Annotated in this window: 20 protein-coding genes and 1 tRNA gene; 20 read left to right on the plus strand and 1 reads right to left on the minus strand. The window is 49.2% G+C overall.

The window, feature by feature from the left end:
* The first annotated feature begins 1 nt into the window (after nucleotide 1).
* The 6 genes from tolR to nadA all read left to right on the plus strand — a co-directional run bounded on the left by tolR (nucleotide 2) and on the right by nadA (nucleotide 5,447).
* Nucleotides 2-448, plus strand: a complete 447-nt coding sequence (tolR, locus tag WN56_RS12760; RefSeq protein WP_046075367.1) for a protein TolR — start codon at nucleotides 2-4, stop codon at nucleotides 446-448.
* A gap of 9 nt (nucleotides 449-457) precedes the next feature.
* The gene (gene tolA / locus WN56_RS12765) at nucleotides 458-1,513 is read left to right on the plus strand and encodes a cell envelope integrity protein TolA (RefSeq protein WP_369795708.1); all 1,056 of its coding nucleotides are present in this window, start codon (nucleotides 458-460) and stop codon (nucleotides 1,511-1,513) included.
* A 107-nt stretch (nucleotides 1,514-1,620) separates the two neighbouring features.
* Nucleotides 1,621-2,952 (plus strand): Tol-Pal system beta propeller repeat protein TolB, encoded by a 1,332-nt coding sequence (gene tolB, locus WN56_RS12770; protein WP_046075474.1) that lies wholly within the window; start codon nucleotides 1,621-1,623, stop codon nucleotides 2,950-2,952.
* A gap of 49 nt (nucleotides 2,953-3,001) precedes the next feature.
* Nucleotides 3,002-3,520, plus strand: coding sequence for a peptidoglycan-associated lipoprotein Pal (gene pal / locus WN56_RS12775; RefSeq protein ID WP_046075368.1), 519 nt, complete (start codon nucleotides 3,002-3,004; stop codon nucleotides 3,518-3,520).
* Between the two features lie 34 nt (nucleotides 3,521-3,554).
* Entirely contained in the window at nucleotides 3,555-4,286 is a 732-nt protein-coding gene (ybgF, locus tag WN56_RS12780; protein WP_046075369.1) for a tol-pal system protein YbgF, read from the plus strand.
* 117 nt (nucleotides 4,287-4,403) lie between these two features.
* Entirely contained in the window at nucleotides 4,404-5,447 is a 1,044-nt protein-coding gene (gene nadA / locus WN56_RS12785) for a quinolinate synthase NadA (RefSeq protein ID WP_046075370.1), read from the plus strand.
* Nucleotides 5,448-5,483: 36 nt separating this feature from the next.
* Here nadA and WN56_RS12790 read toward each other — a convergent pair whose 3' ends face one another.
* A complete protein-coding gene (locus WN56_RS12790) occupies nucleotides 5,484-6,062 on the minus strand; it encodes a UPF0149 family protein (protein ID WP_046075371.1) in 579 nt (192 codons plus the stop codon).
* Nucleotides 6,063-6,344: 282 nt separating this feature from the next.
* Here WN56_RS12790 and WN56_RS12795 point away from each other — a divergent pair.
* The 14 genes from WN56_RS12795 (at nucleotide 6,345) to WN56_RS12860 (ending at nucleotide 21,646) form a co-directional block, all read left to right on the plus strand.
* Nucleotides 6,345-6,432 (plus strand) — tRNA-Ser (locus WN56_RS12795).
* A gap of 309 nt (nucleotides 6,433-6,741) precedes the next feature.
* Nucleotides 6,742-7,512, plus strand: a complete 771-nt coding sequence (locus WN56_RS12800; protein WP_046075372.1) for a Wzz/FepE/Etk N-terminal domain-containing protein — start codon at nucleotides 6,742-6,744, stop codon at nucleotides 7,510-7,512.
* An 81-nt stretch (nucleotides 7,513-7,593) separates the two neighbouring features.
* Nucleotides 7,594-8,760: a nucleotide sugar dehydrogenase gene (locus WN56_RS12805; RefSeq protein ID WP_046075373.1), complete on the plus strand. Its 1,167-nt coding sequence runs from the start codon at nucleotides 7,594-7,596 to the stop codon at nucleotides 8,758-8,760.
* Between the two features lie 280 nt (nucleotides 8,761-9,040).
* Nucleotides 9,041-9,973 (plus strand): alpha/beta hydrolase, encoded by a 933-nt coding sequence (locus tag WN56_RS12810; protein WP_046075374.1) that lies wholly within the window; start codon nucleotides 9,041-9,043, stop codon nucleotides 9,971-9,973.
* Nucleotides 9,974-10,022: 49 nt separating this feature from the next.
* Nucleotides 10,023-11,372: an MBL fold metallo-hydrolase RNA specificity domain-containing protein gene (locus WN56_RS12815; protein ID WP_046075375.1), complete on the plus strand. Its 1,350-nt coding sequence runs from the start codon at nucleotides 10,023-10,025 to the stop codon at nucleotides 11,370-11,372.
* A gap of 243 nt (nucleotides 11,373-11,615) precedes the next feature.
* On the plus strand, nucleotides 11,616-12,530 hold the full coding sequence (gene cysD, locus WN56_RS12820) for a sulfate adenylyltransferase subunit CysD (protein ID WP_046075376.1): 915 nt from the start codon (nucleotides 11,616-11,618) through the stop codon (nucleotides 12,528-12,530).
* Between the two features lie 12 nt (nucleotides 12,531-12,542).
* The gene (locus WN56_RS12825; RefSeq protein WP_046075377.1) at nucleotides 12,543-14,264 is read left to right on the plus strand and encodes an SLC13 family permease; all 1,722 of its coding nucleotides are present in this window, start codon (nucleotides 12,543-12,545) and stop codon (nucleotides 14,262-14,264) included.
* A gap of 5 nt (nucleotides 14,265-14,269) precedes the next feature.
* Nucleotides 14,270-14,902 (plus strand): adenylyl-sulfate kinase, encoded by a 633-nt coding sequence (gene cysC / locus WN56_RS12830; RefSeq protein ID WP_046075378.1) that lies wholly within the window; start codon nucleotides 14,270-14,272, stop codon nucleotides 14,900-14,902.
* A gap of 3 nt (nucleotides 14,903-14,905) precedes the next feature.
* Nucleotides 14,906-15,892: a hypothetical protein gene (locus WN56_RS12835; protein WP_046075379.1), complete on the plus strand. Its 987-nt coding sequence runs from the start codon at nucleotides 14,906-14,908 to the stop codon at nucleotides 15,890-15,892.
* 3 nt (nucleotides 15,893-15,895) lie between these two features.
* On the plus strand, nucleotides 15,896-17,305 hold the full coding sequence (cysN, locus tag WN56_RS12840) for a sulfate adenylyltransferase subunit CysN (RefSeq protein ID WP_046075380.1): 1,410 nt from the start codon (nucleotides 15,896-15,898) through the stop codon (nucleotides 17,303-17,305).
* Nucleotides 17,302-18,393, plus strand: a complete 1,092-nt coding sequence (gene rfbB, locus WN56_RS12845) for a dTDP-glucose 4,6-dehydratase (RefSeq protein WP_046075381.1) — start codon at nucleotides 17,302-17,304, stop codon at nucleotides 18,391-18,393. Before cysN ends, rfbB begins: the two co-directional genes overlap by 4 nt.
* An 81-nt stretch (nucleotides 18,394-18,474) precedes the next feature.
* Nucleotides 18,475-19,353 (plus strand): glucose-1-phosphate thymidylyltransferase RfbA, encoded by an 879-nt coding sequence (gene rfbA / locus WN56_RS12850; RefSeq protein WP_046075382.1) that lies wholly within the window; start codon nucleotides 18,475-18,477, stop codon nucleotides 19,351-19,353.
* Entirely contained in the window at nucleotides 19,353-20,453 is a 1,101-nt protein-coding gene (locus WN56_RS12855; protein ID WP_046075383.1) for a DegT/DnrJ/EryC1/StrS aminotransferase family protein, read from the plus strand. Before rfbA ends, WN56_RS12855 begins: the two co-directional genes overlap by 1 nt.
* On the plus strand, nucleotides 20,453-21,646 hold the full coding sequence (locus tag WN56_RS12860) for an ATP-grasp domain-containing protein (protein ID WP_046075384.1): 1,194 nt from the start codon (nucleotides 20,453-20,455) through the stop codon (nucleotides 21,644-21,646). Before WN56_RS12855 ends, WN56_RS12860 begins: the two co-directional genes overlap by 1 nt.
* Nucleotides 21,647-21,648: the final 2 nt, after the last annotated feature.

The raw sequence follows: 21,648 nt of genomic DNA on the forward strand, positions 1-21,648 counted from the left end.
CATGGCGTATCAACCTAAACGGCGCAAGATGACGGCGGAAATCAATGTTGTCCCGTACATTGATGTGATGCTGGTACTGCTGATTATCTTTATGGTGACCGCCCCATTTGTGACCCAGGGAGTGGATGTCGATCTGCCACAAACGGCACAAGCGAAAACCGCCGCAGAGCTGGCAGAAGAGGAAGACAGCGGCGCTTTTATCATTGTGGAAGTGGATAAAGACGGCCAATTAGGGCTCAGTGTCAATAATGGCGATATGACCCGCGGTTTGAGCTTGGAAGAAATTCTGGTGCGCGTCAAAGCTGAGCTGCAGCTGAACCCCAAATCACCGGTGCTGGTGGGCGGCGATGGCCGGGTGCCTTATTCAGAAATCATCCTGACGCTTGATGCATTAAACCAAGCTGGCGTGTCGTCAGTGGGGTTAATGACCGAGCCGTATGAGTCGTAGGTGAGGGTGATGAACGAGCCAAGCGATAAACCAACCCATAAAAAATCAGGCAAAGACTCGCTGATGCCCGCGCTGGCAATATCTGCCGTGTTGCACCTGGTCTTAGTGATTGTACTGTTATGGGGGGCAGACTTTAGTTCTGACTCAACGCCAACCCCTAAAGCGGGTCGCGCGATTGATGCCACTGTCATTGATCCGGCGGTAGTGAATGCGCAGGCGAAGAAAATTCGCGAGCAACGCGATCAGGCTAAACGCGAAGAAGCGGAGCGACTCAAACGGTTAGAGCAGCAAGCGAAACGCCTTGAGCAACAACGTGAGCAAGAAGAGCAGCGCCTTCGTGAAGTGAAGCGACAAAAGCTAGAAGCCGAGCGCCAAGCACGTGAAGAGCAAAAGCGAATTGCCGAGCAAAAGGCCAAAGCGCAAGAGCAAGCGCGTATTGCTAAGCAACAGGCCGAACAGGCCGAGCGCGAACGTCAGCGTAAATTAGAAGAGAAGCGCAAAGCGGAACTCGCGGCGGAGAAAGCGGAAAAAGCACGGCAAGAAAAGCTCGCCGCGCAACGTAAAGCCGAGGAAGAAGCGAAAAAAGCCGAAGCCGAGCGACAGCGCAAGCTTGCCGAGCGTAAAAAAGCGGAAGAAGAAGCACGTAAAGCCGAACAAGCGCGCCAAGAGGCAGAGCGAAAAGCTCAGGAGGCGAAGCGACGACAACAAGAGCAAGAGGCGGCGCTGAACGATTTGTTCTCGGGCCTCGAGTCGGAAGCCAGCCAACGGCAAACCGCGCGCGGGCAATTTATTCAAGATGAAGTGGCGCGGTACGGCGCCATTTTTACACAAATGATCCAGCAACGGCTCATCGTCGATGATGGCTTAAGTGGCCAAGAGTGCGTGGTGAATATGCGCTTGTCACCGACCGGCCTGTTGCTTAATGTGGAAGAAAAGGCAGGCAATACGCGGCTGTGTCGCGCGACAAAAACCGCGGTGGCGTCTGTGTCTCAGTTTCCAATGCCGGAAGATGGCGACATTATTGCCAAACTACGTGATATTGAGTTGACCGTTAGACCTAACTAAACGACAGGATACCAAACATGATGGAAGTGAGCCCCTGCGGTGGCACAAGCAGTGTGACAAGCAAGAGTCAGGATCGTTTGCGAACATGGCGTATCGCCGCGGTTGTGATGCTTTTAGCCTGTCTGTCGATACTGACTCAACCGGCACATGCCGCGCTGAAATTGGTGATCACCGAAGGGGTGAATACCGCGCGCCCGATTGGCGTGATCCCGTTTCAATGGAAGGGACAAGGCGAATTGCCGGAAGATATTTCCGGCGTAGTCGGCTCCGATTTACGCCGCAGCGGTAAGTTTAACCCGCTGGCGGTCAGCGAGATGCCACAAACTCCGTATAGCGATACTGACGTAGATTACAACGCTTGGACCTCGCTGGGGGTGGATGCGGTGGTCACAGGCACGATTACCCCGACCTCGGACGGTCGCTATCAAATTGATTATCAGCTGATTGATATCGTTCGGGGCCAGCTCACCGGTGGGGATAGCAAAGGCCTAGGCGCCGATGGTGAGTTGGTGCAAACCGATGATCACTTGCTGGTCAACAACCGCGCCACGGTCAAAGAAAGCGACTTGCGCCGCTATGCGCATCGCATTTCCAATATTGTCTATGAGCAGCTCACCGGCGAGAAAGGCGCGTTCTTAACTCGTATCGCTTATGTGGTGATTGATAAAGAAAACGACTACCCCTACCAGCTGCGTTTGTCAGACTATGACGGTTATAACGAGCGCTTGATCCTGCGTTCCAAACAGCCATTGATGTCACCGTCTTGGTCACCGGATGGTCGCAAGCTCGCCTACGTCAGTTTTGAAAATGGCCAGGCGGAAATCTTTATCATGAACATTTATACCGGCCAACGTGAGAAAATTGCGTCATACCCTCGTCACAATGGATCGCCACAGTTTTCCCCTGATGGCAGTAAGTTAGCCTTGGTACTCTCCAAAACGGGCAGCTTGCAGGTGTATACCTTCGATTTGAACAGCAAAAAATTGACGCAAATTACCCACGGCCGTGCCAACAGCACCGAGCCATTTTGGGATCCTGATGGTAACTCGCTGATCTATACCTCTGACCGGGGTGGCAAACCACAGATTTATCGCGTAAATTTAGACGACGGAACTAGCCGACGGATCACGTGGCAAGGCAATCAGAACATGGGTGGGCAACTGACACCGGATGGCCGTCATTTGATTATGGTAAATCAATCATCGTCTGGCTATAACATTGCAAAGCAAGACTTAAACAGCGGGGCGGTGCAAATCCTAACCAAAACCTTGTTGGATGAGTCGCCAAGCATTGCGCCTAATGGCAGCATGGTGATTTACAGCTCGGTATATGGACGTAAGAATGTGTTGTCACTCGTCTCTGTAGACGGCCGCTTTAAAGCGCGGTTACCGGCAACCAACGGGCGCGTGCGTGCACCAGCCTGGTCACCTTACCTGTAGTTTTTAATTTTAAACAACGTGCGCTAACTTTCTAGAAAAGGAAAATAGAATGCAAATCAATAAAGTACTGAAAGGTCTGGCGGTGGCACTGCCGATGTTAACTCTGGCAGCTTGTAGCTCAAGCGATAGCTCAACCGGCAGTGGTTCTGGCCAATCAACTAACCAAAACGGCACCACCGTTGTTTCTCCTGTTGACGGCCAAGGCTCAATGACAGAGCAACAAATCCGTAACCAAGAACTGCGTCAGTCGCAAACCGTTTACTTCAACTTTGACGACTCATCAGTACTGCCACAATACGAAGACATGTTGGATGCCCACGCGACTTACCTGCGTGCGAACCCAGCCATGGAAGTGGTAGTAGAAGGTCACGCAGATGAGCGCGGTACGCCTGAGTACAACATTGCCCTGGGCGAGCGTCGTGCCGAAGCGGTTTCTAAATACCTACAAGCGCTGGGCGTACCGGCGAGTCAGATCTCTATCGTGAGCTACGGCGAAGAAAAACCGTTGGTACTTGGCCAAAGCGAAGAAGCTTACGCCAAAAACCGTCGTGCGGTATTGGTATACTAATCCAGCCTTTTGGTAATGGATAAAGGATATGACAATGAACAGTAACTCTGTGCGAACCCTCGCGCTGGCGTTACTGGTGAGTGTGGCAGCCCCCGTGGCTGCCACACCTGCTCCGGTGACAGAAGTAGGGGCGGGTGGCACCGCCGTCGATCGTTTAGAGCGCATGCTCCAAGCTCGTAACCAAATGCAGCTCGATATGCAGCGTCAACTTGACCAAATGGCGCAAGAGCTGAGCAATTTACGCGGTAACGTTGAGCGCAACAGCTATGACATTCAACAAATGGTTGAGCGTCAACGCGACCTCTATCGAGAAATCGATACCCTGAGAACGGCTAAGCAATCAGCACCTGCAGAGCCAGAGAAAGCGCCAGAAGACAAGCCAGCGGTTAACTTCACCGCTGATCAAACCGAGAATGCAGCCTATGAAGCTGCCGTTAATCTAATATTAAAAGAGAAAGATTACCAAGGCGCAACCAAAGCATTTAAAGCGTTTCTTTCAACATACCCAGAGTCGGTATACACCGCCAATGCCCACTATTGGCTCGGTCAGCTTTATTTCTCCAAACGTAAGTTTGAACAAGCCAGCCAAGAATTCACGGCAGTCAGTGAGTTTAAAGACTCTAACAAACGCCCCGATGCGTTGCTGAAGCTGGGCCTGATTGCACAAAAACAAGGTAATGGCGACCAAGCCAATCAATACTTCCAACAAGTGATTGATACCTACCCAGACTCAACCAGCGCCAAACAAGCCAAAAACGCGATGTAGGCAATAAGGTCCTAGGCTCCTAGGACCTAGCCTCTCTCTTCATATTGTTTCTCCCCCCACTCACGTTATACTACTCGGACTGGAAGTTCCGGACTGGAAGTAAGCATGAGTAATCCCATGAGCCAAGTGATTGAAACGTCGCAAAGGGTCTACCCCTTTCCGCCGAAACCTGTGGCATTGACTGACACTGAGAAAAAACAACACGTTGCACGCATCAAACAATTGTTAGAAGAAAAAGACGCGGTGCTTGTTGCTCACTATTACACGGATCCAGAGATCCAAGCCCTCGCAGAAGAAACCGGCGGATGTGTCGCCGACTCGTTAGAAATGGCTCGCTTTGGTAACCAACACTCAGCAAGCACCTTGATTGTGGCCGGCGTGCGTTTTATGGGGGAAACCGCCAAAATTCTCACCCCAGAGAAAACCGTGCTAATGCCGACACTTAATGCGGAGTGCTCGCTAGATTTAGGCTGCCCAGCGGACGAATTTACCGCGTTTTGTGATGCTAACCCTGATCACACCGTGGTGGTGTATGCCAATACCTCCGCCGCCGTTAAAGCGCGTGCCGATTGGGTGGTTACCTCAAGCATTGCGCTGGAGATTGTTGAGCACCTTGATAGCCAAGATAAGCCGATTATCTGGGGACCCGACCGTCATCTTGGTGCCTATATCGAGAAAGAAACCGGCGCAGATATGCTGCTATGGCAAGGTGAGTGCGTGGTGCATGATGAGTTTTCAGCTCAAGCGCTGGAAAAAATGAAGCATCTGTATCCTGATGCCGCGATTCTCGTTCACCCAGAATCGCCAGCCAGTGTGGTAAAAATGGCCGATGCCGTCGGCTCAACCAGCCAGCTGATTAAAGCGGCACAAACGCTGCCGAACGAAAAGCTGATTGTCGCCACCGATAAAGGCATTTTTTATAAGATGCAGCAAATGGTGCCGGAAAAAGAACTTGTCGAAGCCCCAACCGCCGGCGCGGGCGCGACCTGTCGAAGCTGCGCCCATTGCCCATGGATGGCGATGAACGGCCTCAAAGCGATTGAAAACGCGCTTGAAAACGGCGGTGAAGAGCATGAAATCCACGTTGACGACAAGGTGCGCGAAAAAGCGTTAATCCCGCTCAACCGCATGCTCAACTTTGCCGCTGAAATGAAGGGGTAAAGCGGTTCTTAGGGCCTAGGCTCTAGGAACCCGTTTTTATGCTCCTTCCGCATCCTCCGCCAACGCCGCGCCGTGGAGGCTTAAACCGCACAACATGGTGGGCATGGCGTTAAAGATTTCCTCAAACTGTGCCAGCTCTTCCGCGCCTTGCGCTTCCATGGTGGAAAGCGCGGTTTCTGGGTCGTAAAGCAAGCTAATAGACAGCACCACGCCACCAAGTAGGGCATTACCATCGGTGTTTTCTGGCATCAGCGTTTCCCAGTCATCACGGGTCAGGCTCCAGCCTTGCAACAATCCTTCGGCGAAATCGCGGGTCGCTTGGTTGACAATCTCAGCGTCATCCAGCAAACAGCCTTCCGGCCATTGCCAGGTTTTCTCCAACAACTGCTGACGCTGTTCATTCCAAATATCCACAATCAAATTGGCGTACTGCTCAAACTGCTCATGGTTCTCAAATGGCGCTTGTTCTTCGCCCCCCCACATCACAGGGAGCCACTCGCTAGGGCTAATAACATGAGGCGCGGCCGCCATCGCGGTGACGACACCACGAGTTTGCATTTCGTTAAGTAGCTGCTCGCTATCGGCATGCTGGGTGAGAAAGTCTGATAACGTCATAACACTCTTATTTGTATTTTGATCAATGCCATGAGTTTAACAGCTTTCGCACTCGCGTGCTTCCATCGCTCGTACACTGTTGCTCAACACGTTGACGACTGAATCGGGGGTAACTCAGTTTTTCCAGACATAATGATGCTTTTGGTGATGGAATAGCCATTTAAACCTAAAGCCATCACCAACAGCTTGACCGCAAAGCAGCAACTCTCTATAGTACGCCCCGTTAACGCGACAGCGGGTAGGCAAGTCCACCCAATAGATAGCTCGCGTAGCACACAATATGGTGAGGTGTCCGAGTGGCTGAAGGAGCACGCCTGGAAAGCGTGTATACGGCAACGTATCGAGGGTTCGAATCCCTCTCTCACCGCCATCATTTAAAAAACCGCCCTCGTGGCGGTTTTTTGCTATGTGCAGCCGCGAAAAGAGCGAATACGGCACTTCTCAAACATGTTGAAACCAGTAGAAAAAAACATGCCTGTCTGAACTGTGGTGGATGTATCTTAAAAGAGGCGCTCTTTTTTAAGCAAAGTAAGCCAAAATAATGGCTGCGCACTTTTGCAATCTCTATGTAGACGCTATCATAAGCGTCATCTAACCGTTTGAGCGTAGCACCCCGGTAACAACTACCGATCATTAGGGGCTCAACAACCGCTAGCAGCCCAAGAATAAGGATAATAGAGTGAGCGATAAACATAAACCCGCACAACCTCAGCATGGAGCACCATCATACTTTCAACAGCCTAGTGATGATGGCATTGACCTTAGAGATCTCTTTGTGGCGTTATGGCAGGGAAAATATTGGATTGTTGGCTTAAGTATTCTTTTCATGTTGGTGGCCGCTGTTTATGCAATGACCCAGCCTAACGTCTATCGTGCCCAAGCGACAATATCAGCAGTGGTGGATCCTTATAGCCTTTCCGATAAGGAAAGTGAGCGTCTAGTTTTCGTTAACCGAGAGTTAGAAGTTGATTTATTCTCACAAGCAGTCACGGAGCGTCTCTCAGCGCTGGCCGGTCAGCCAGTCAGTGTAAAGCATGAAGTGGCGAGAGGAGATGAAGCCATTAGCCTTTCTGCTGAGGGAACCGATCCAGAGCAAGTTTACCAGCAGGTGAATAGCGTAGCGCAATTTGCGAATCAAGCATATAAAGCTCACCTTAGCGAAAAGTTAAAGCACTCAGTTGATGTATTAAAATTAGAAGTCCGCAACACAAGCTCTGCAACAATTAGTGCCTCTTTGAATGACTATATCGCCCAGCAAACCTACAAGCTGGCAATGCTTAAACACCCCTCAACAGAATTAATCCAAGTGGTGACGTCGGCGATAGAGCCAACGTCCCCCATAAAGCCTAAACGAAAGTTAATTACTGCACTGGGCTTCTTTCTTGGCGGTATGCTCGGTGTTGCCATTGTGTTAGTCCGCTTCGCATTTAAGCGAGAAGACACAGAGTAGTGCTGCTTCCCGCGTCAATGATATAACTGGTAGCGTTGCTCGATACCAACCTTTTTCCAGACCTTACTTAAGGAAACTCCTATGAAAATTGCCGTTGCTGGAACAGGTTACGTAGGCCTGTCAAACGCCATGTTACTGGCGCAACATAACGAAGTGGTTGCACTCGACATTGTGGAAGAAAAGGTCAACTTGCTTAACAACCAGCAATCACCGATTGTCGATGCCGAAATAGAACAGTTTTTAGCCGAAAAGCCACTGAACTTTACTGCTACTTTAGATAAAGAGCAGGCCTACCAAGGCGCGGACTTTGTGGTGATTGCCACCCCCACCGATTACGATCCCGAAACTAACTACTTTAATACCAGTTCAGTCGAGGCAGTAATTAAAGATGTGATGGCGATTAACCCAGAGGCGGTGATGGTGATTAAATCGACCGTGCCAGTCGGTTATACCGCTGAGATTAAACTCAAAATGGGCTGCGAGAATATCCTCTTCTCCCCTGAGTTTTTGCGTGAAGGCAAAGCGCTTTACGATAACTTGTATCCGTCACGAATCATTGTTGGTGAACAATCCGAGCGCGCGCGCCAATTTGCCACCTTGTTGCAACAAGGCGCAGTGAAATCGGGCATCTCGGTCTTGTTTACCCATTCCACCGAAGCGGAAGCGGTGAAGCTCTTCTCCAACACCTACTTGGCGATGCGCGTTGCTTATTTTAACGAGCTGGATAGCTACGCCGAATCCCACGGCTTGGATTCGCGCCAGATTATTGAGGGGGTAGGGTTAGATCCACGGATTGGCGACCACTACAACAACCCCTCGTTTGGCTATGGTGGATACTGCCTGCCAAAAGACACCCGTCAACTATTGGCCAATTATCAAGATGTGCCCAATAACATCATTCAGGCCATTGTTGACGCCAACACCACCCGCAAAGACTTTATTGCTAATGCGATCATCAAGCGCGATCCCAAAGTGGTGGGTGTATACCGCTTAGTGATGAAAGCCGGCTCAGATAACTTCCGCGCCTCAGCCATTCAAGGGATCATGAAGCGGATTAAAGCCAAAGGCATTGACGTGGTGGTGTACGAGCCCGTGCTTGAAGAAGACACCTTCTTTAATTCAGACGTGATCAAAGACTTGGATACCTTCAAAAAACGCGCCGACGTAATAGTCGCCAACCGCATGGTCGACGAGATCCGCGATGTAGAAAGCAAAGTCTACACCCGCGATTTGTTCGGAGCGGATTGAGGGAAAAACCACAGTACGGGCTCGGTCTGCTCTTTTCCGTACTCCGTAAGCGCAGCGCTCTGTATTCCAATTCCCGAATACCGATGACGGAATACAGAGTACGGAAAGAGCAAAGGCCCCGATGCGAGCACGAGGCTGCTTTTTCTAGTCTCTAGTTTCTAGAAGCGAAGCGTCAAGTCTCTTTCCGCCTTCTCCCTCGCAAAATTCCCCAAAAACCATACTGCTCAAAGACCTATCTCGCTTATCCTCACCCGCACATTCATAACTGATGGATGATGCCATGTTTTTTATTACCAGCCGTATTCCCGAACAAGGCTCGCACAGTGAGGCTGGCCGTTGGCTCAGCTTTGATAACCAAAACACCGATATCTCGAAGTGGGTGTATTTTTGTCAACGCGCCGGGCAGGGTGAATACCAAGAGATCACCGCTGCGCCGTTTATGGCCAAACTGAAAGCCTTGCCCGCGCATACCCAGATACTTTTTTGGCTCCATGGTTATAACAACCAAATGGAAAGTCATATTTTCCCGATGGCGCAGACCTTACAACACCAATTTGATCGCCTGTCACCCAACGCCATACTGGTAGTGCCGATTATTTGGCCGTGTGATGAAGATGGCCAGCTCGGCGTTATTGATGATTACTGGGATGACCAACTTGCTGCCACTGCTTCTGGCTTGGCGTTTAGCCGCTTACTGGCGATGTTTGATGATTGGCGTCGCGCCCCTGAGCAACAAACTGACCCGTGCAAACGGCGCATGAACCTACTCGCGCACTCCATGGGGAACCGCACGCTCATCAGCACCTTTCACCATTGGCACCAACATGCTGGACTCGACACCATGCCACAATGGTTTCGACATATCTTTATGATGGCCGCCGATGTTGATAACCAAGCGCTAGAGCCGCACCAGCCAGGGAGAGCCGTCCTCGATGCCGCCAAACAAGTGCATATTTACTATGCCGCCGATGATTTAGCCATGGCTGCCTCAAAAGTGGTGAACGTACGCCACCGCACCGTCACCCGCCGCCTCGGCATGACCGGCCCTGAAAACCTTGATGCGCTTCCCGCCAACAAAGTGACGGTCACCGACTGCGACGCCTTTAATGACCACTTCGATCCCCTCTGGGGTCATACCTATTTTCTCACCGACGACAACGGCCACCCAAGCCCGTTGATAGAGCAGATGATGAATAAGATGATAGGTACATAGAAACTAGGGCGACGATGATAACATTTGAACCAACAACCTGGACGTGGCCATGCCTAACACCTCAATAAACACTGAAACTCTCACCGTCACCCACCACGGTGGCTATCAAACCGTGACGGGCTCTTGTCACCAAGTGGATATAAAACCAAGCGGCTTACGCTTGCTGATTGATTGCGGGCAATACCAAGGCGATGAAGTGCGAGAGGCGAGGGTTAACCTCAATGGCAAACGCATTGACGCGCTGATCCTTACCCACGCTCATATCGACCATTGTGGATTACTGCCATGGCTACTGGCGGCGGGCTTTAACGGCCCCATTTATTGCACCGACGCCACCGCCGCTTTGGTGCCACTGTTAATTGACGATACCTTAAAACTGCAACTTAATATGGATTATGGTCATCGTCAGCGAGTACTCGAACGTATCCGCCAGTTGATGGTGGCACTGCCTTACAACAGCTGGCACCGGCTAAAGCCCAAGCAAAAAGGGCAGCCAGCAACCTATTTGCGTTTTCAACCGGCCGGGCATATTTTGGGTTCGGCCTATGTCGAATTAAAACTGCCGGACCAACAACGGGTGGTGTTCTCCGGCGATTTAGGGCCCAGTAATACGCCATTGTTGCCCGACCCAATCCCGCCAAGTCGCGCCGATATCTTGTTTTTAGAGTCCACTTACGGCGATAAAACCCATGAGTCCGTCGCCACGCGCGCACAGCGACTAGACGCCATTATTCAACGGTCATTAGAAGACGGTGGCGCGATATTGATCCCCGCATTCAGTGTCGGTCGCACCCAAGAGCTGTTGTTTGATATTGAGCAGCTGATTCACCAAAAGCAGCTTGATGATACGCTCCCTATCATTCTCGACTCGCCCATGGCGCAAAAGGTGACGCGTCACTATCGCCAGTTTAAAAAGCTGTGGAGCAAAGAGGCCAAAACCAAGCTGAACCAACACCGTCATCCGTTAGCGTTTGAGCAATGCATTACCATTGATGAACATAGCCAGCACATGGCGCTGGTGAATAGACTAAAACAAACCGGCGAGCCGGCCATTGTGGTCGCCGCCTCCGGCATGTGCCAAGGTGGGCGTATCATGAACTACCTTGCCGCCTTGCTTGAGGACAAACGCACCGATGTGATCTTCGCCGGCTACCAAGCTCAACATACCCTCGGGCGAGAGTTACAACAAGGCAACCAACAAGTGTGGATAGATAACACCCCAGTCACGGTTAACGCGAAAATCCACACCCTTTCAGGCTACTCCGCCCACGCCGACCAAAACGATCTAGTAAGGTTTGTGCAAGGCATCCAACCACCGCCAAAACAGGTCCACTTAATCCACGGCGAACTCGATACTCAGCAAGCACTACGTGCCAAGCTCAAGGAATTCGCAAATTAATGCCTAAAAACCCACCACACCGCCTGCGCAACCTCGACTTTTCGCCACTAAGCCTTTTGCCCACAAAAGTTAGCAGGTAAACTCAAAACCCATTAAAATATACCGACTGTGCGCCTTGCACAGTCAGACAAACTCTAGCTATGCGCACAGGGGGAGCGATACCTCATGGCGGTAGCGTGGGTAAAAACTGTATAAATATTGTTCGTCGGGACAATGCATCACATATAGGGTTAAGGAAACACCATGTCTGTATCACCAGAAAAAATGACGCATCTTAAACAGCTTGAAGCCGAGGCTATTCATATCATGCGTGAAGTGGCGGCGGAGTTTGATAACCCAGTGATGCTGTATTCCGTGGGCAAAGATTCTTCCGTGATGCTGCATTTGGCGAAAAAAGCCTTTGCGCCGGGGGTACCCCCGTTTCCTTTAATGCATGTAGATACCACTTGGAAATTCCAAGAGATGTATCAGTTTCGCGATAAAATGGCTGAGCAAGCGGGCATGAAGTTGATTGTGCACCAAAACCCAGAAGGACTGGCGATGAATATCAGCCCGTTCACACATGGCAGTTCAGTGCACACCGATATTATGAAAACCCAAGGGTTAAAGCAGGCACTTGATCAACATGGCTTCGATGCGGCGTTTGGTGGTGCTCGCCGTGATGAAGAAAAGTCACGAGCCAAAGAGCGTGTTTATTCCTTCCGTGATGAGCATCACCGCTGGGACCCAAAAAATCAGCGCCCCGAGCTTTGGAATATTTATAACGGCAAAGTGAAAAAGGGCGAGAGCATCCGAGTCTTCCCGCTATCAAATTGGACGGAGCTTGATATCTGGCAATATATCTACCTGGAAAACATCGAGATCCCAGGTTTGTATTTGTCCAAGCCACGCCCTGTCGTAGAACGAGATGGCACTTTGATTATGGTCGATGATGAGCGGATGCCACTTGAAGAGGGTGAAGTGCCTGAGCACAAAATGGTACGGTTTAGAACGCTAGGTTGCTATCCATTGACCGGGGCCGTGGAATCAGAAGCGACCACCTTGACCGAAGTGATTCAAGAAATGCTGCTGACGACCACGTCTGAGCGCCAAGGACGGACGATTGACCATGACAGCGCCGGCTCGATGGAGAAAAAGAAGCGCGAAGGCTACTTCTAGAGAGTTCGGTCAATGTTACTCACAGCCACCGTATTGGTGGGGTTGATTACGGCGCTGGTGGCCACCAAGCAACGCGTAAGCCATATGTTTATCGCCGCGACCGCTGTCTTGTTAGTCGGTGGTGAGCTCGATACCCAAACGGTACTGAGCCATGCCACTAACACGGGTATCGTTACCCTGGTGTTGTTATTGCTCGCCGCAATTGTGTTAGAGCGCACCGTGTTGCTGAGTTTTTTAGCAAAACATATTGCTCATAGCAAGTATCTGCCGAGCTTAATAAAAATGGGGGCCTTAAGTGCTATTGCCTCGTCTGTCCTAAATAACACCGCGGTAGTCGCTACCATGATGCGGGCGGTGATGAAGTCGCAACTGCATGCGCCCCAGCGTTTATTGATCCCGCTATCGTATTTTTCCATTTTAGGTGGGACGCTAACCTTGGTCGGTACCAGTACCAACTTAGTGGTCAGTGGCTTAGTCACCGCCCAAGGTGGCCCTAACATCGCGATATTTGACTTTTTACCGATTGGCGCGGCACTTGTCGCGGGCTGTGGCGCTGTTGTAATGGTGGTAAGCCGTTGGTTGCCACAACAAACCACTGATGAGTCACTCGAGAGTCAATATTTTATCGAGGCGGCTGTGGCACCCAGCAGCCCGTTGATTGGGAAAACGGTTATCAAAAACGGGTTACGTGCACTTGATGGTTTGTTTCTCGCTGAAATCGTGAGAGGGGATAGCTTAATTTCCCCAGTCAAACCTGACGATGTTATCCAAGCCAACGATAAATTGCTATTCAGTGGCGATGTACGGCGAGTGCATCAAATTACCGCGTTACCGGGATTACACACCTTTAACAAGGGTGACCTCCCCGCGACGAATTTGCGGGAAGTCTTGGTCAGCCCAGAATCAATCCTAATCGGCAAAACGCTTAAGCAAGTGGGGTTTCGTGCTCGGTTTGATGCGGCGGTGATTGGTTTATCACGAGAAGGGAAAACCGTCAGTGGTAAGTTGGGTAATAACCCGATTCAAAGTGGCGACAAGCTGATGCTGGCGGTCGGGCCCGACTTTGAGCGGCGACAGAACATCAGCCGCAACTTCTTTTTGCTATCAGACTACAAAACCTTTCAGCCACTCTCTGTGATGCAAAACTCAGCCGCCATCGCTGGCTTTCTCGCGGCGATTGCGGCAGGCGCCTTGAGCATCATGAGCCTGATAGAAAGCCTGACATTATACCTAGTGCTAATGGTAGGAAGTGAGGTTGCCGATAGTAGTCAGTTACGCCGCCGCTTTCCGTTTGAGCTATTAACGATTTTAGTCTGTGCATTATCGCTCGCCTCTGCAGTACAAAGCAGCGGCTTGGCACAGTCTGTGACACAATCCTTTTTGTCTCATATTAACGGTGTGCCGACGGTCGCGGTATTATTGGGCTTAATACTGTTAACGGTACTGCTCACTGAAACCATGACCAACACCGCTGCGGCCGCTTTGATGGTACCTATTGCACTCAGTATTGCCGATGGGTTGCAACTGAATGCCATGCCTTGGGTGATGGCGGTTGCGTATGGCGCGAGTGCGTGTTTTATCAGCCCATTTGGTTATCAAACCAATTTAATGGTGATGAGCGCGGGAGAGTATCGACCCGCTGACTTTATCCGTGTGGGGTGGCCGGTCACGTTAGTGTATATCGCGATCGTGACCGTATTAATTCCAATTGTATTTCCTTTTCATTCTGTGTGAGTGCTATGACAACAACGTCGACGCCAGCTACCAATATAACCTGGCATAACAGCAGTGTGACCGCACAAGCGCGGGCGAAACAAAAACAACAAACCCCTGTGGTGCTGTGGTTTACCGGGCTCAGTGGCTCCGGGAAATCTACTATTGCCAATGCCGTTGAGCATCAATTATTGGCCGCAGGTGTGCACAGCTATCTGCTGGATGGCGATAATATTCGCCATGGCCTCAACCAGGACTTAGGTTTTAGCGCTGCAGACCGAGAAGAAAACATCCGTCGTATTGGCGAAGTCGCTAACTTATTTGTTGATGCCGGGGTGATTGTGCTCACTGCCTTTATCTCGCCGTTTCGGGCCGATAGGGAAAAAGTGCGTGCCCGTATTGGGGAGGCCGCTTTTATTGAAGTGTTTGTTGACACGCCGCTTGCCGTCTGTGAAGCCCGCGATCCGAAAGGCTTGTATAAAAAAGCACGTGCAGGAGACATTCCTGATTTTACCGGTATTGATTCGGCCTATGAGCCGCCCAATGCGCCTGAGATACATTTGCACACCGACCAAGCCGATATTGAAACCTGTGCCCAGCAGGTGGTGAGCTATCTCGACACTCACGGGTTTACTCGAGCACCACAGGGAGCCAACTAAGCCATGCATTACGATGTGTTTAATGGTGATGCCGACGGCATTCTAGCGTTGTTGCAGTTGCGAAAGGCATCGCAATTACAAAAAACCGCACCGCAGGCAAGTACGCTCGTCACGGGCGTTAAACGCGATATTCAACTGCTTAACCAGGTCGCGCAACAAACTGATGTCTCGAGTGTCACTGTGCTTGATATTTCAATGGATAAGAACAAAAACGCCCTTGAAGCTTTGATTAAGCGTGATATCCCAATTTTCTATTGCGATCACCATCGCACCGGAGAAGTGCCCGTCGCCGATAACTTCACTGCGTTAATCAATACCGATGCCAACACCTGCACCAGTTTGTTAATTAACCAGCACCTTGGCGAGCGCTATGTGGCTTGGGCGATAGCAGCGGCGTATGGCGATAACATGGTTGCTGCAGCCGATGCCTTATGTGAGAAACACGGTATCGCGGCCGACCAACAAGCGTTTTTAAATGAACTGGGGGTGTTGATTAATTACAACGGGTATGGTGCCAGCGTCGATGATTTACTCTTTGCGCCCGCAGATTTATATCACGCGTTAATGGCCTATGAGTCACCGATTGCGCTACAAGTCGATCGCACGTCGCCGTATTATCGACTACAAGGCGGGTACGCTGAGGATATGGCCAAGGCTCAGGCGGTGGCACCCGAGCACACATCGACAGAAAGCACTATTTACTGTTTACCGAATGCGGCGTGGGCGAGACGCATCAGTGGCGTGTTCGGCAATCAATTGGCCAACCAAGCGCCTGATAAAGCGAATGCGGTATTAACACTTAACCCGAACGAACAAGATTACACCGTCAGCGTGCGCGCCCCGCTCAGTCAGCGCCATGGTGCCGATGAAGTTTGTGGGCAATTCCCCACCGGTGGTGGCCGCAAAGCCGCGGCTGGGATTAATCAGTTACCCAAATCAGAGTTAACCCCTTTCATCGACACGCTGAATCAGTATTACAGGAAGCAATAACCAATGTCACACTCTTCAGATTTAATAGCCAAAGATATTGAAGCCTATTTGCAGGTGCATGAAAACAAGGATTTACTGCGCTTTTTAACCTGCGGCAGCGTCGATGATGGTAAATCTACTCTGATTGGCCGATTGCTGTATGACAGTAAGCTGATCTATGAAGATCAGATGGCGGCGATTGAAAAAGACTCGCAAAAGTTCAACACCACCGATGAAGCGTTTGACTTGGCCTTGCTGGTTGATGGCTTACAATCAGAGAGAGAGCAGGGCATTACCATTGATGTTGCCTATCGCTACTTTTCGACTGACAAACGTAAGTTCATCATTGCTGATACGCCAGGGCACGAACAATACACCCGTAACATGGTCACTGGCGCGTCGACATGTGAACTGGCGATTGTCATGGTCGATGCTCGCCATGGCATTCAAACCCAGACCCGACGCCACAGCTATATTTGTAGCTTGCTGGGTATCAAGCACATCATTGTCGCGGTGAATAAAATGGACTTGGTGGATTACGACCAAGCCGTGTATCAGCAAATTAAAGCCGATTACCGTGACATGGCCAAGCACTTTGCTATTGATGACATTCGCTTTGTGCCCATTTCCGCACTGAAAGGCGATAACGTGGTGACCCCTAGTGAGCAAATGGACTGGTACCCCGGCGCCACTTTGATGAAGCTGCTTGAGACCGTCAAAATCGCGCAAGATAAAGATACCGAGCACATGCGCTTTCCGGTGCAATATGTTAACCGGCCTAACCTTAACTTTCGTGGTTACTGTGGCACCCTAACCTCGGGCACCGTGCATGTTGGCGACAATGTCACCGTGTTGCCTTCAGGAAAACAATCAGTGGTTGCCTCTATCTATACCTACGATGGTGAATTAGACTGCGCTTACCCCGACAACGCCATTACCCTAACGCTTGAGGATGAGATTGATATCTCACGCGGCGATATGTTGGTACATACCGGCCACGAACCCACCGTGACTAACCAGTTTAGCGCGCATGTAGTATGGATGGACGAAGCGCCGCTGCGAACCCATAAAGACGTATGGGTGAAATTTGCTACTCACATGACGACAGGCAAAGTCACCAACATTCAGCACAAGATTGATGTGAATACACTCGAAACCCATGCGCCGAATAGTGAAAGCTTGGCGCTTAATGAAATCGGCCTTGCCGACTTCACGCTTACCGAGAAAACGCCACTAGATAGCTACCAGTCATTACCAAAAACGGGGGCGTTTGTGCTGATTGACCGTCACAGCAACTTAACTGTTGGTGCTGGCATGGTCAAAAGCGTCAATGAAAATGGTGAGCAGAGCACACGCACTTATACCGAAGCAGAAAAAGCCTTGAATGCGTATATCCGTGAGCATTATCCGGAGTGGGGGTGTGTGGAAGTATGAAGATTTTAGTCACAGGCGGTGCGGGTTTTATTGGTTCTGCGGTTATTCGCCATATTATTCAGCACACCAACGACAGAGTGATCAATCTCGACAAGCTGACCTACGCCGGAAATCTTGAATCCTTGGTATCAGTTGCTGACAGTGATCGCTACACGTTTGAGCAAGTGGATATTTGTAACCGTGCCGAATTAGATCGCGTCTTTGCCGAGCATCAACCCGATGCGGTGATGCATCTAGCGGCTGAATCGCACGTTGATCGCTCAATCGACGGTCCCGCAGCCTTTGTCGAAACCAATATTGTGGGTACCTATACGCTATTAGAAGCGACTCGCGAGTATTGGAACCAGCTTGACGAGTGTGCCCAACAAGCGTTTCGTTTTCATCATATCTCGACCGATGAAGTGTATGGCGATCTACCGCACCCAGATGACGTTGAAGCAGATACGGCGCCCTCAGCGGATGAACAGCTGCCTCTGTTCCTAGAAACCACGGCATATGCACCTTCAAGCCCTTATTCAGCCTCTAAAGCCTCAAGTGATCATCTGGTGCGTGCCTGGTTGCGCACTTATGGCCTACCGACGATAGTCACCAATTGTTCCAACAACTACGGCCCGTATCATTTCCCTGAAAAACTGATCCCGCTTGTGATTCTTAATGCTTTAGCGGGTAAAGCATTACCCATTTATGGCAAAGGCGATCAAATTCGTGATTGGCTGTATGTTGAAGACCATGCCCGAGCACTGTACAAAGTTGTCACGGAAGGCAAAGTCGGTGAGACTTACAATATTGGCGGCCACAATGAAAAGAAAAACGTTGAGGTGGTAGAAGCGATTTGTGCCATTTTAGACACATTGGTACCGAAAACGACTTCTTATGCCGAGCAAATTACGTACGTGCAAGATCGCCCAGGGCATGATCGACGTTACGCGATTGACTCAAGTAAAATGCAAAAAGAACTTGGCTGGACACCGGTCGAGACCTTTGAAACCGGCTTGAAAAAAACGGTTCAGTGGTATTTAGACAATCAAACGTGGTGTCGTAATGTTCAGGATGGTAGTTACCAAGGCGAACGCTTAGGTGTCAACTAGCCTTCAGCTTTTTCAAATTTTTGGTTCTAGGCCTTAGCTTTTTCTAGGATCTAGAACCTCGGATCTAGGACCTATTTTTTTATGAAAGGTATTATTCTGGCGGGTGGCTCAGGCACTCGCTTGTTCCCTATCACAATGGGCGTGTCTAAGCAGCTGCTACCCGTTTACGACAAACCAATGATCTACTATCCGCTATCTGTGTTGATGCTAGCGGGTATTCGCGAAATTCTCATTATCACCACACCTGAAGATCAAGATAGCTTTCAGCGACTGCTTGGTGATGGTAGTCAGTTTGGTATCAAACTTGAATATGCAATTCAACCCTCGCCTGACGGCCTTGCTCACGCCTTCATCATTGGTGAAGAATTTATTGGCGGCTCGTCAGTCTGTTTAGTGCTGGGTGATAATATTTTCTGGGGACAAGGTTTTAGCCCTAAGCTGCGGCAAGCAGTTGATAGTGCGAAAAATGGTAAAGGCGCGACTGTGTTTGGTTATCAGGTGAAAGATCCTGAGCGTTTTGGCGTTGTTGAGTTTGACAAAGAACAGCGAGCCATTTCAATAGAAGAAAAGCCGCAAAAGCCTAAAAGTAACTATGCCGTCACTGGTCTGTACTTTTACGACAATGATGTCGTAAAACTGGCAAAAGAGGTAGAGCCATCAGTACGCGGAGAGTTAGAGATCACATGCCTGAATGAGATGTATCTAAAACGCAAAAAACTAAATGTCGAATTACTGGGTCGTGGCTATGCGTGGCTTGATACAGGCACCCATGAAAGCTTACTAGAAGCTGCACAGTTTGTTGAAACCATTGAGAAACGTCAAGGCTATAAAGTCGCCTGTTTAGAGGAAATCGCTTTTAACCAAGAGTGGTTATCTTCAGCACAGTTACATCGTCAAGCTAATAAACTGAAAAAAAATAGTTACGGCGAATACCTTCAAAATCTTTTGGGAGATGCGTAATGATCCCTGTCACCAAGCCCTATCTCCCCGACCGAGATAAATTAAAACGCTATATAGACGGTATCTATGAGCGAAACTGGCTGACCAATAATGGCCCTTTGGTTCAAGATCTCACACAGCGTCTGGAAGATTATCTAGACGTTGAAAACCTGTTATTGGTTTCAAACGGCACGTTAGCGCTACAAGTTGCCTACCGTGCTTTGGGAGTGAGTGAAAGCGCTACTGGTGCACAGAGTGAAGCGATTACGACGCCATTTAGCTTCATTGCGACGGCAAGTTCACTGAAGTGGGAAGGCGTGCAGCCAATATTTGCCGATATTGACCCAGAGACTTGGTGTTTAGCTCCCCAGAATATAGAGGCAGAGATAACAGCAAAAACACGCGCTATTGTGCCCGTTCATGTATTTGGTAATGCTTGTGATGTCGAGACAATTGATAAGATAGCACGGAAGCATCAGTTAAAAGTCATCTATGACGCGTCCCACTCTTTCGGTGTTAAATATAAAGACGAGAGTTTATTAAAGCATGGCGATGCGGCTACTCTAAGCTTTCACGCCACCAAACTCTTTCACACCGTTGAAGGGGGAGCGATCATCTTCAAACGCAAGGAAGATCTTGAGCGGGCTAAAAAGATGATCAATTTTGGTATTACTGGGCCTGAAACAATTGAAGAGTTGGGTATTAATGCCAAAATGAATGAGTTTCAGGCCGCAATGGGGTTATGCGTGCTGGATGAGATGGAAGACAATCTAACAGCGCGAAAAAATTTATGGCAATTCTATCAGCAGTCAATAACAAAAGCATTGCAAATGCAAAAGCTGCATGAAGAGCTGGTCTATAATTATTCTTACTTCCCTATAGTCTTTGAAAGTGAGCAGCAAGCCGTCAATGTGGCTGCTAAGTTAAAGGAAGGTGGTGTGCACGCGCGGCGGTATTTCTATCCTTCTCTCGATAAACTAGGACTAGTAGAAAAAGACAATAAAGTATCATCTTTCTCTCGAGATATCGCAAGCCGCATTTTATGTTTACCCATCTATGCCACTTTAAGTACTACGGAAGTAAAATACATTACTGATATTTTAAAGAAGGTGACTATATAATGAAAAAAATCCTATTTTTAGGTGGTGCGCCGACACAAATCCCACCAATAAAATATGCACTTAAGGAAGGTCATTATGTTATCACCTGCGATTATCTCCCGGATAATCCCGGCCACAGATTATCTAATCAGTACTATAATATATCAACGACTGATAAGGACGCGGTACTGGAGATCGCTCAAACTGAAAATATTGATGGTATTGTAGCGTACGCATCTGATCCTGCAGCTCCTACAGCGGCTTATGTAGCAGAAAAAATGGGATTGCCAGGAAACCCTTACAGAGCGGTAGAAATTCTTGCACGTAAAGACTTATTCCGAAAATTCCTTGCAGATAACCACTTTAACGTACCGCGTTCAAAATCATTTTCTGATAGTCAAGATGCGAAAAAATGGCTGAGTGAGATTGGTGTTCCTGCATTCGTAAAGCCTGTGGATTCATCTGGTAGTAAAGGCGTAACCCATATACAGAATCATGATGACCTAGAAAGCGCTTTTGAATACGCACTTCAGTTCTCACGTGAGAAGAAAGTGATTGTTGAAGAAAAGATTATTAAAACAGGGTATCAGGTTGATAGCGATATTTTCATGCTAAATGGAGAAGTGGTTTCTTGTACTTGGGGAAATCAGCATCAAGACTCAGAGTGTCATCCCTATGCGCCCGTTGCCATCAGCTATCCATCTGTACTTCCTGATTATATTCAACAAAAAGCTAAAAGTGTGATTAATTTAATACTGAATAACCTTGGCTTTAATTCAGGTGCCTTTAATGTTGAATTTGTTGTTGATAAAAATGATGAGGTATGGGTTATTGAAATTGGCCCAAGGAACGGCGGGAATTTGATTCCCCAAGTGCTAAAATATGCTACGGGAGTAGATATGATCTCAGCGACAGTAGATGTCGCTCTAGGAAAAATGCCTAAGCAAATGATGCGTAATGATGTAGAAGGGTGTTGGTCCAGTCTTATTGTCCACTCTCGTAGCACTGGTACGCTTAAAGAAATATCTCTTTCTGAAAGAGCAGAGAAATATATTGTTGAGAAGGAAATTTACGCTAAACCAGGCGATAAAGTCAATAAGTTCAGTGGGTCACACGACACAATAGGAATGATGATTTTAAAGTACCCAAACAAAGAAGACATGCTCAGTATACTAGATAATATGGAAAAAGATATTCAAGTTATTGTTGATTGATT

Origin of the sequence: Salinivibrio sp. KP-1 (assembly GCF_000968645.1) — a bacterium.
In the GTDB taxonomy this organism is placed as follows: Bacteria; Pseudomonadota; Gammaproteobacteria; order Enterobacterales; family Vibrionaceae; genus Salinivibrio; species Salinivibrio siamensis.

Excerpts from the sequence above, each read along its gene's own strand:
- tolR (WP_046075367.1), top strand. The coding sequence starts at position 2 with ATGGCGTATCAACCTAAACGGCGCAAGATGACGGCGGAAATCAATGTT.
- tolA (WP_369795708.1), top strand. The coding sequence starts at position 458 with ATGAACGAGCCAAGCGATAAACCAACCCATAAAAAATCAGGCAAAGAC.
- tolB (WP_046075474.1), top strand. The coding sequence starts at position 1,621 with ATGCTTTTAGCCTGTCTGTCGATACTGACTCAACCGGCACATGCCGCG.
- pal (WP_046075368.1), top strand. The coding sequence starts at position 3,002 with ATGCAAATCAATAAAGTACTGAAAGGTCTGGCGGTGGCACTGCCGATG.
- ybgF (WP_046075369.1), top strand. The coding sequence starts at position 3,555 with ATGAACAGTAACTCTGTGCGAACCCTCGCGCTGGCGTTACTGGTGAGT.
- nadA (WP_046075370.1), top strand. The coding sequence starts at position 4,404 with ATGAGCCAAGTGATTGAAACGTCGCAAAGGGTCTACCCCTTTCCGCCG.
- WN56_RS12790 (WP_046075371.1), bottom strand. The coding sequence starts at position 6,062 with ATGACGTTATCAGACTTTCTCACCCAGCATGCCGATAGCGAGCAGCTA.
- WN56_RS12805 (WP_046075373.1), top strand. The coding sequence starts at position 7,594 with ATGAAAATTGCCGTTGCTGGAACAGGTTACGTAGGCCTGTCAAACGCC.
- WN56_RS12810 (WP_046075374.1), top strand. The coding sequence starts at position 9,041 with ATGTTTTTTATTACCAGCCGTATTCCCGAACAAGGCTCGCACAGTGAG.
- WN56_RS12815 (WP_046075375.1), top strand. The coding sequence starts at position 10,023 with ATGCCTAACACCTCAATAAACACTGAAACTCTCACCGTCACCCACCAC.
- cysD (WP_046075376.1), top strand. The coding sequence starts at position 11,616 with ATGTCTGTATCACCAGAAAAAATGACGCATCTTAAACAGCTTGAAGCC.
- WN56_RS12825 (WP_046075377.1), top strand. The coding sequence starts at position 12,543 with ATGTTACTCACAGCCACCGTATTGGTGGGGTTGATTACGGCGCTGGTG.
- cysC (WP_046075378.1), top strand. The coding sequence starts at position 14,270 with ATGACAACAACGTCGACGCCAGCTACCAATATAACCTGGCATAACAGC.
- WN56_RS12835 (WP_046075379.1), top strand. The coding sequence starts at position 14,906 with ATGCATTACGATGTGTTTAATGGTGATGCCGACGGCATTCTAGCGTTG.
- cysN (WP_046075380.1), top strand. The coding sequence starts at position 15,896 with ATGTCACACTCTTCAGATTTAATAGCCAAAGATATTGAAGCCTATTTG.
- rfbB (WP_046075381.1), top strand. The coding sequence starts at position 17,302 with ATGAAGATTTTAGTCACAGGCGGTGCGGGTTTTATTGGTTCTGCGGTT.
- rfbA (WP_046075382.1), top strand. The coding sequence starts at position 18,475 with ATGAAAGGTATTATTCTGGCGGGTGGCTCAGGCACTCGCTTGTTCCCT.
- WN56_RS12855 (WP_046075383.1), top strand. The coding sequence starts at position 19,353 with ATGATCCCTGTCACCAAGCCCTATCTCCCCGACCGAGATAAATTAAAA.
- WN56_RS12860 (WP_046075384.1), top strand. The coding sequence starts at position 20,453 with ATGAAAAAAATCCTATTTTTAGGTGGTGCGCCGACACAAATCCCACCA.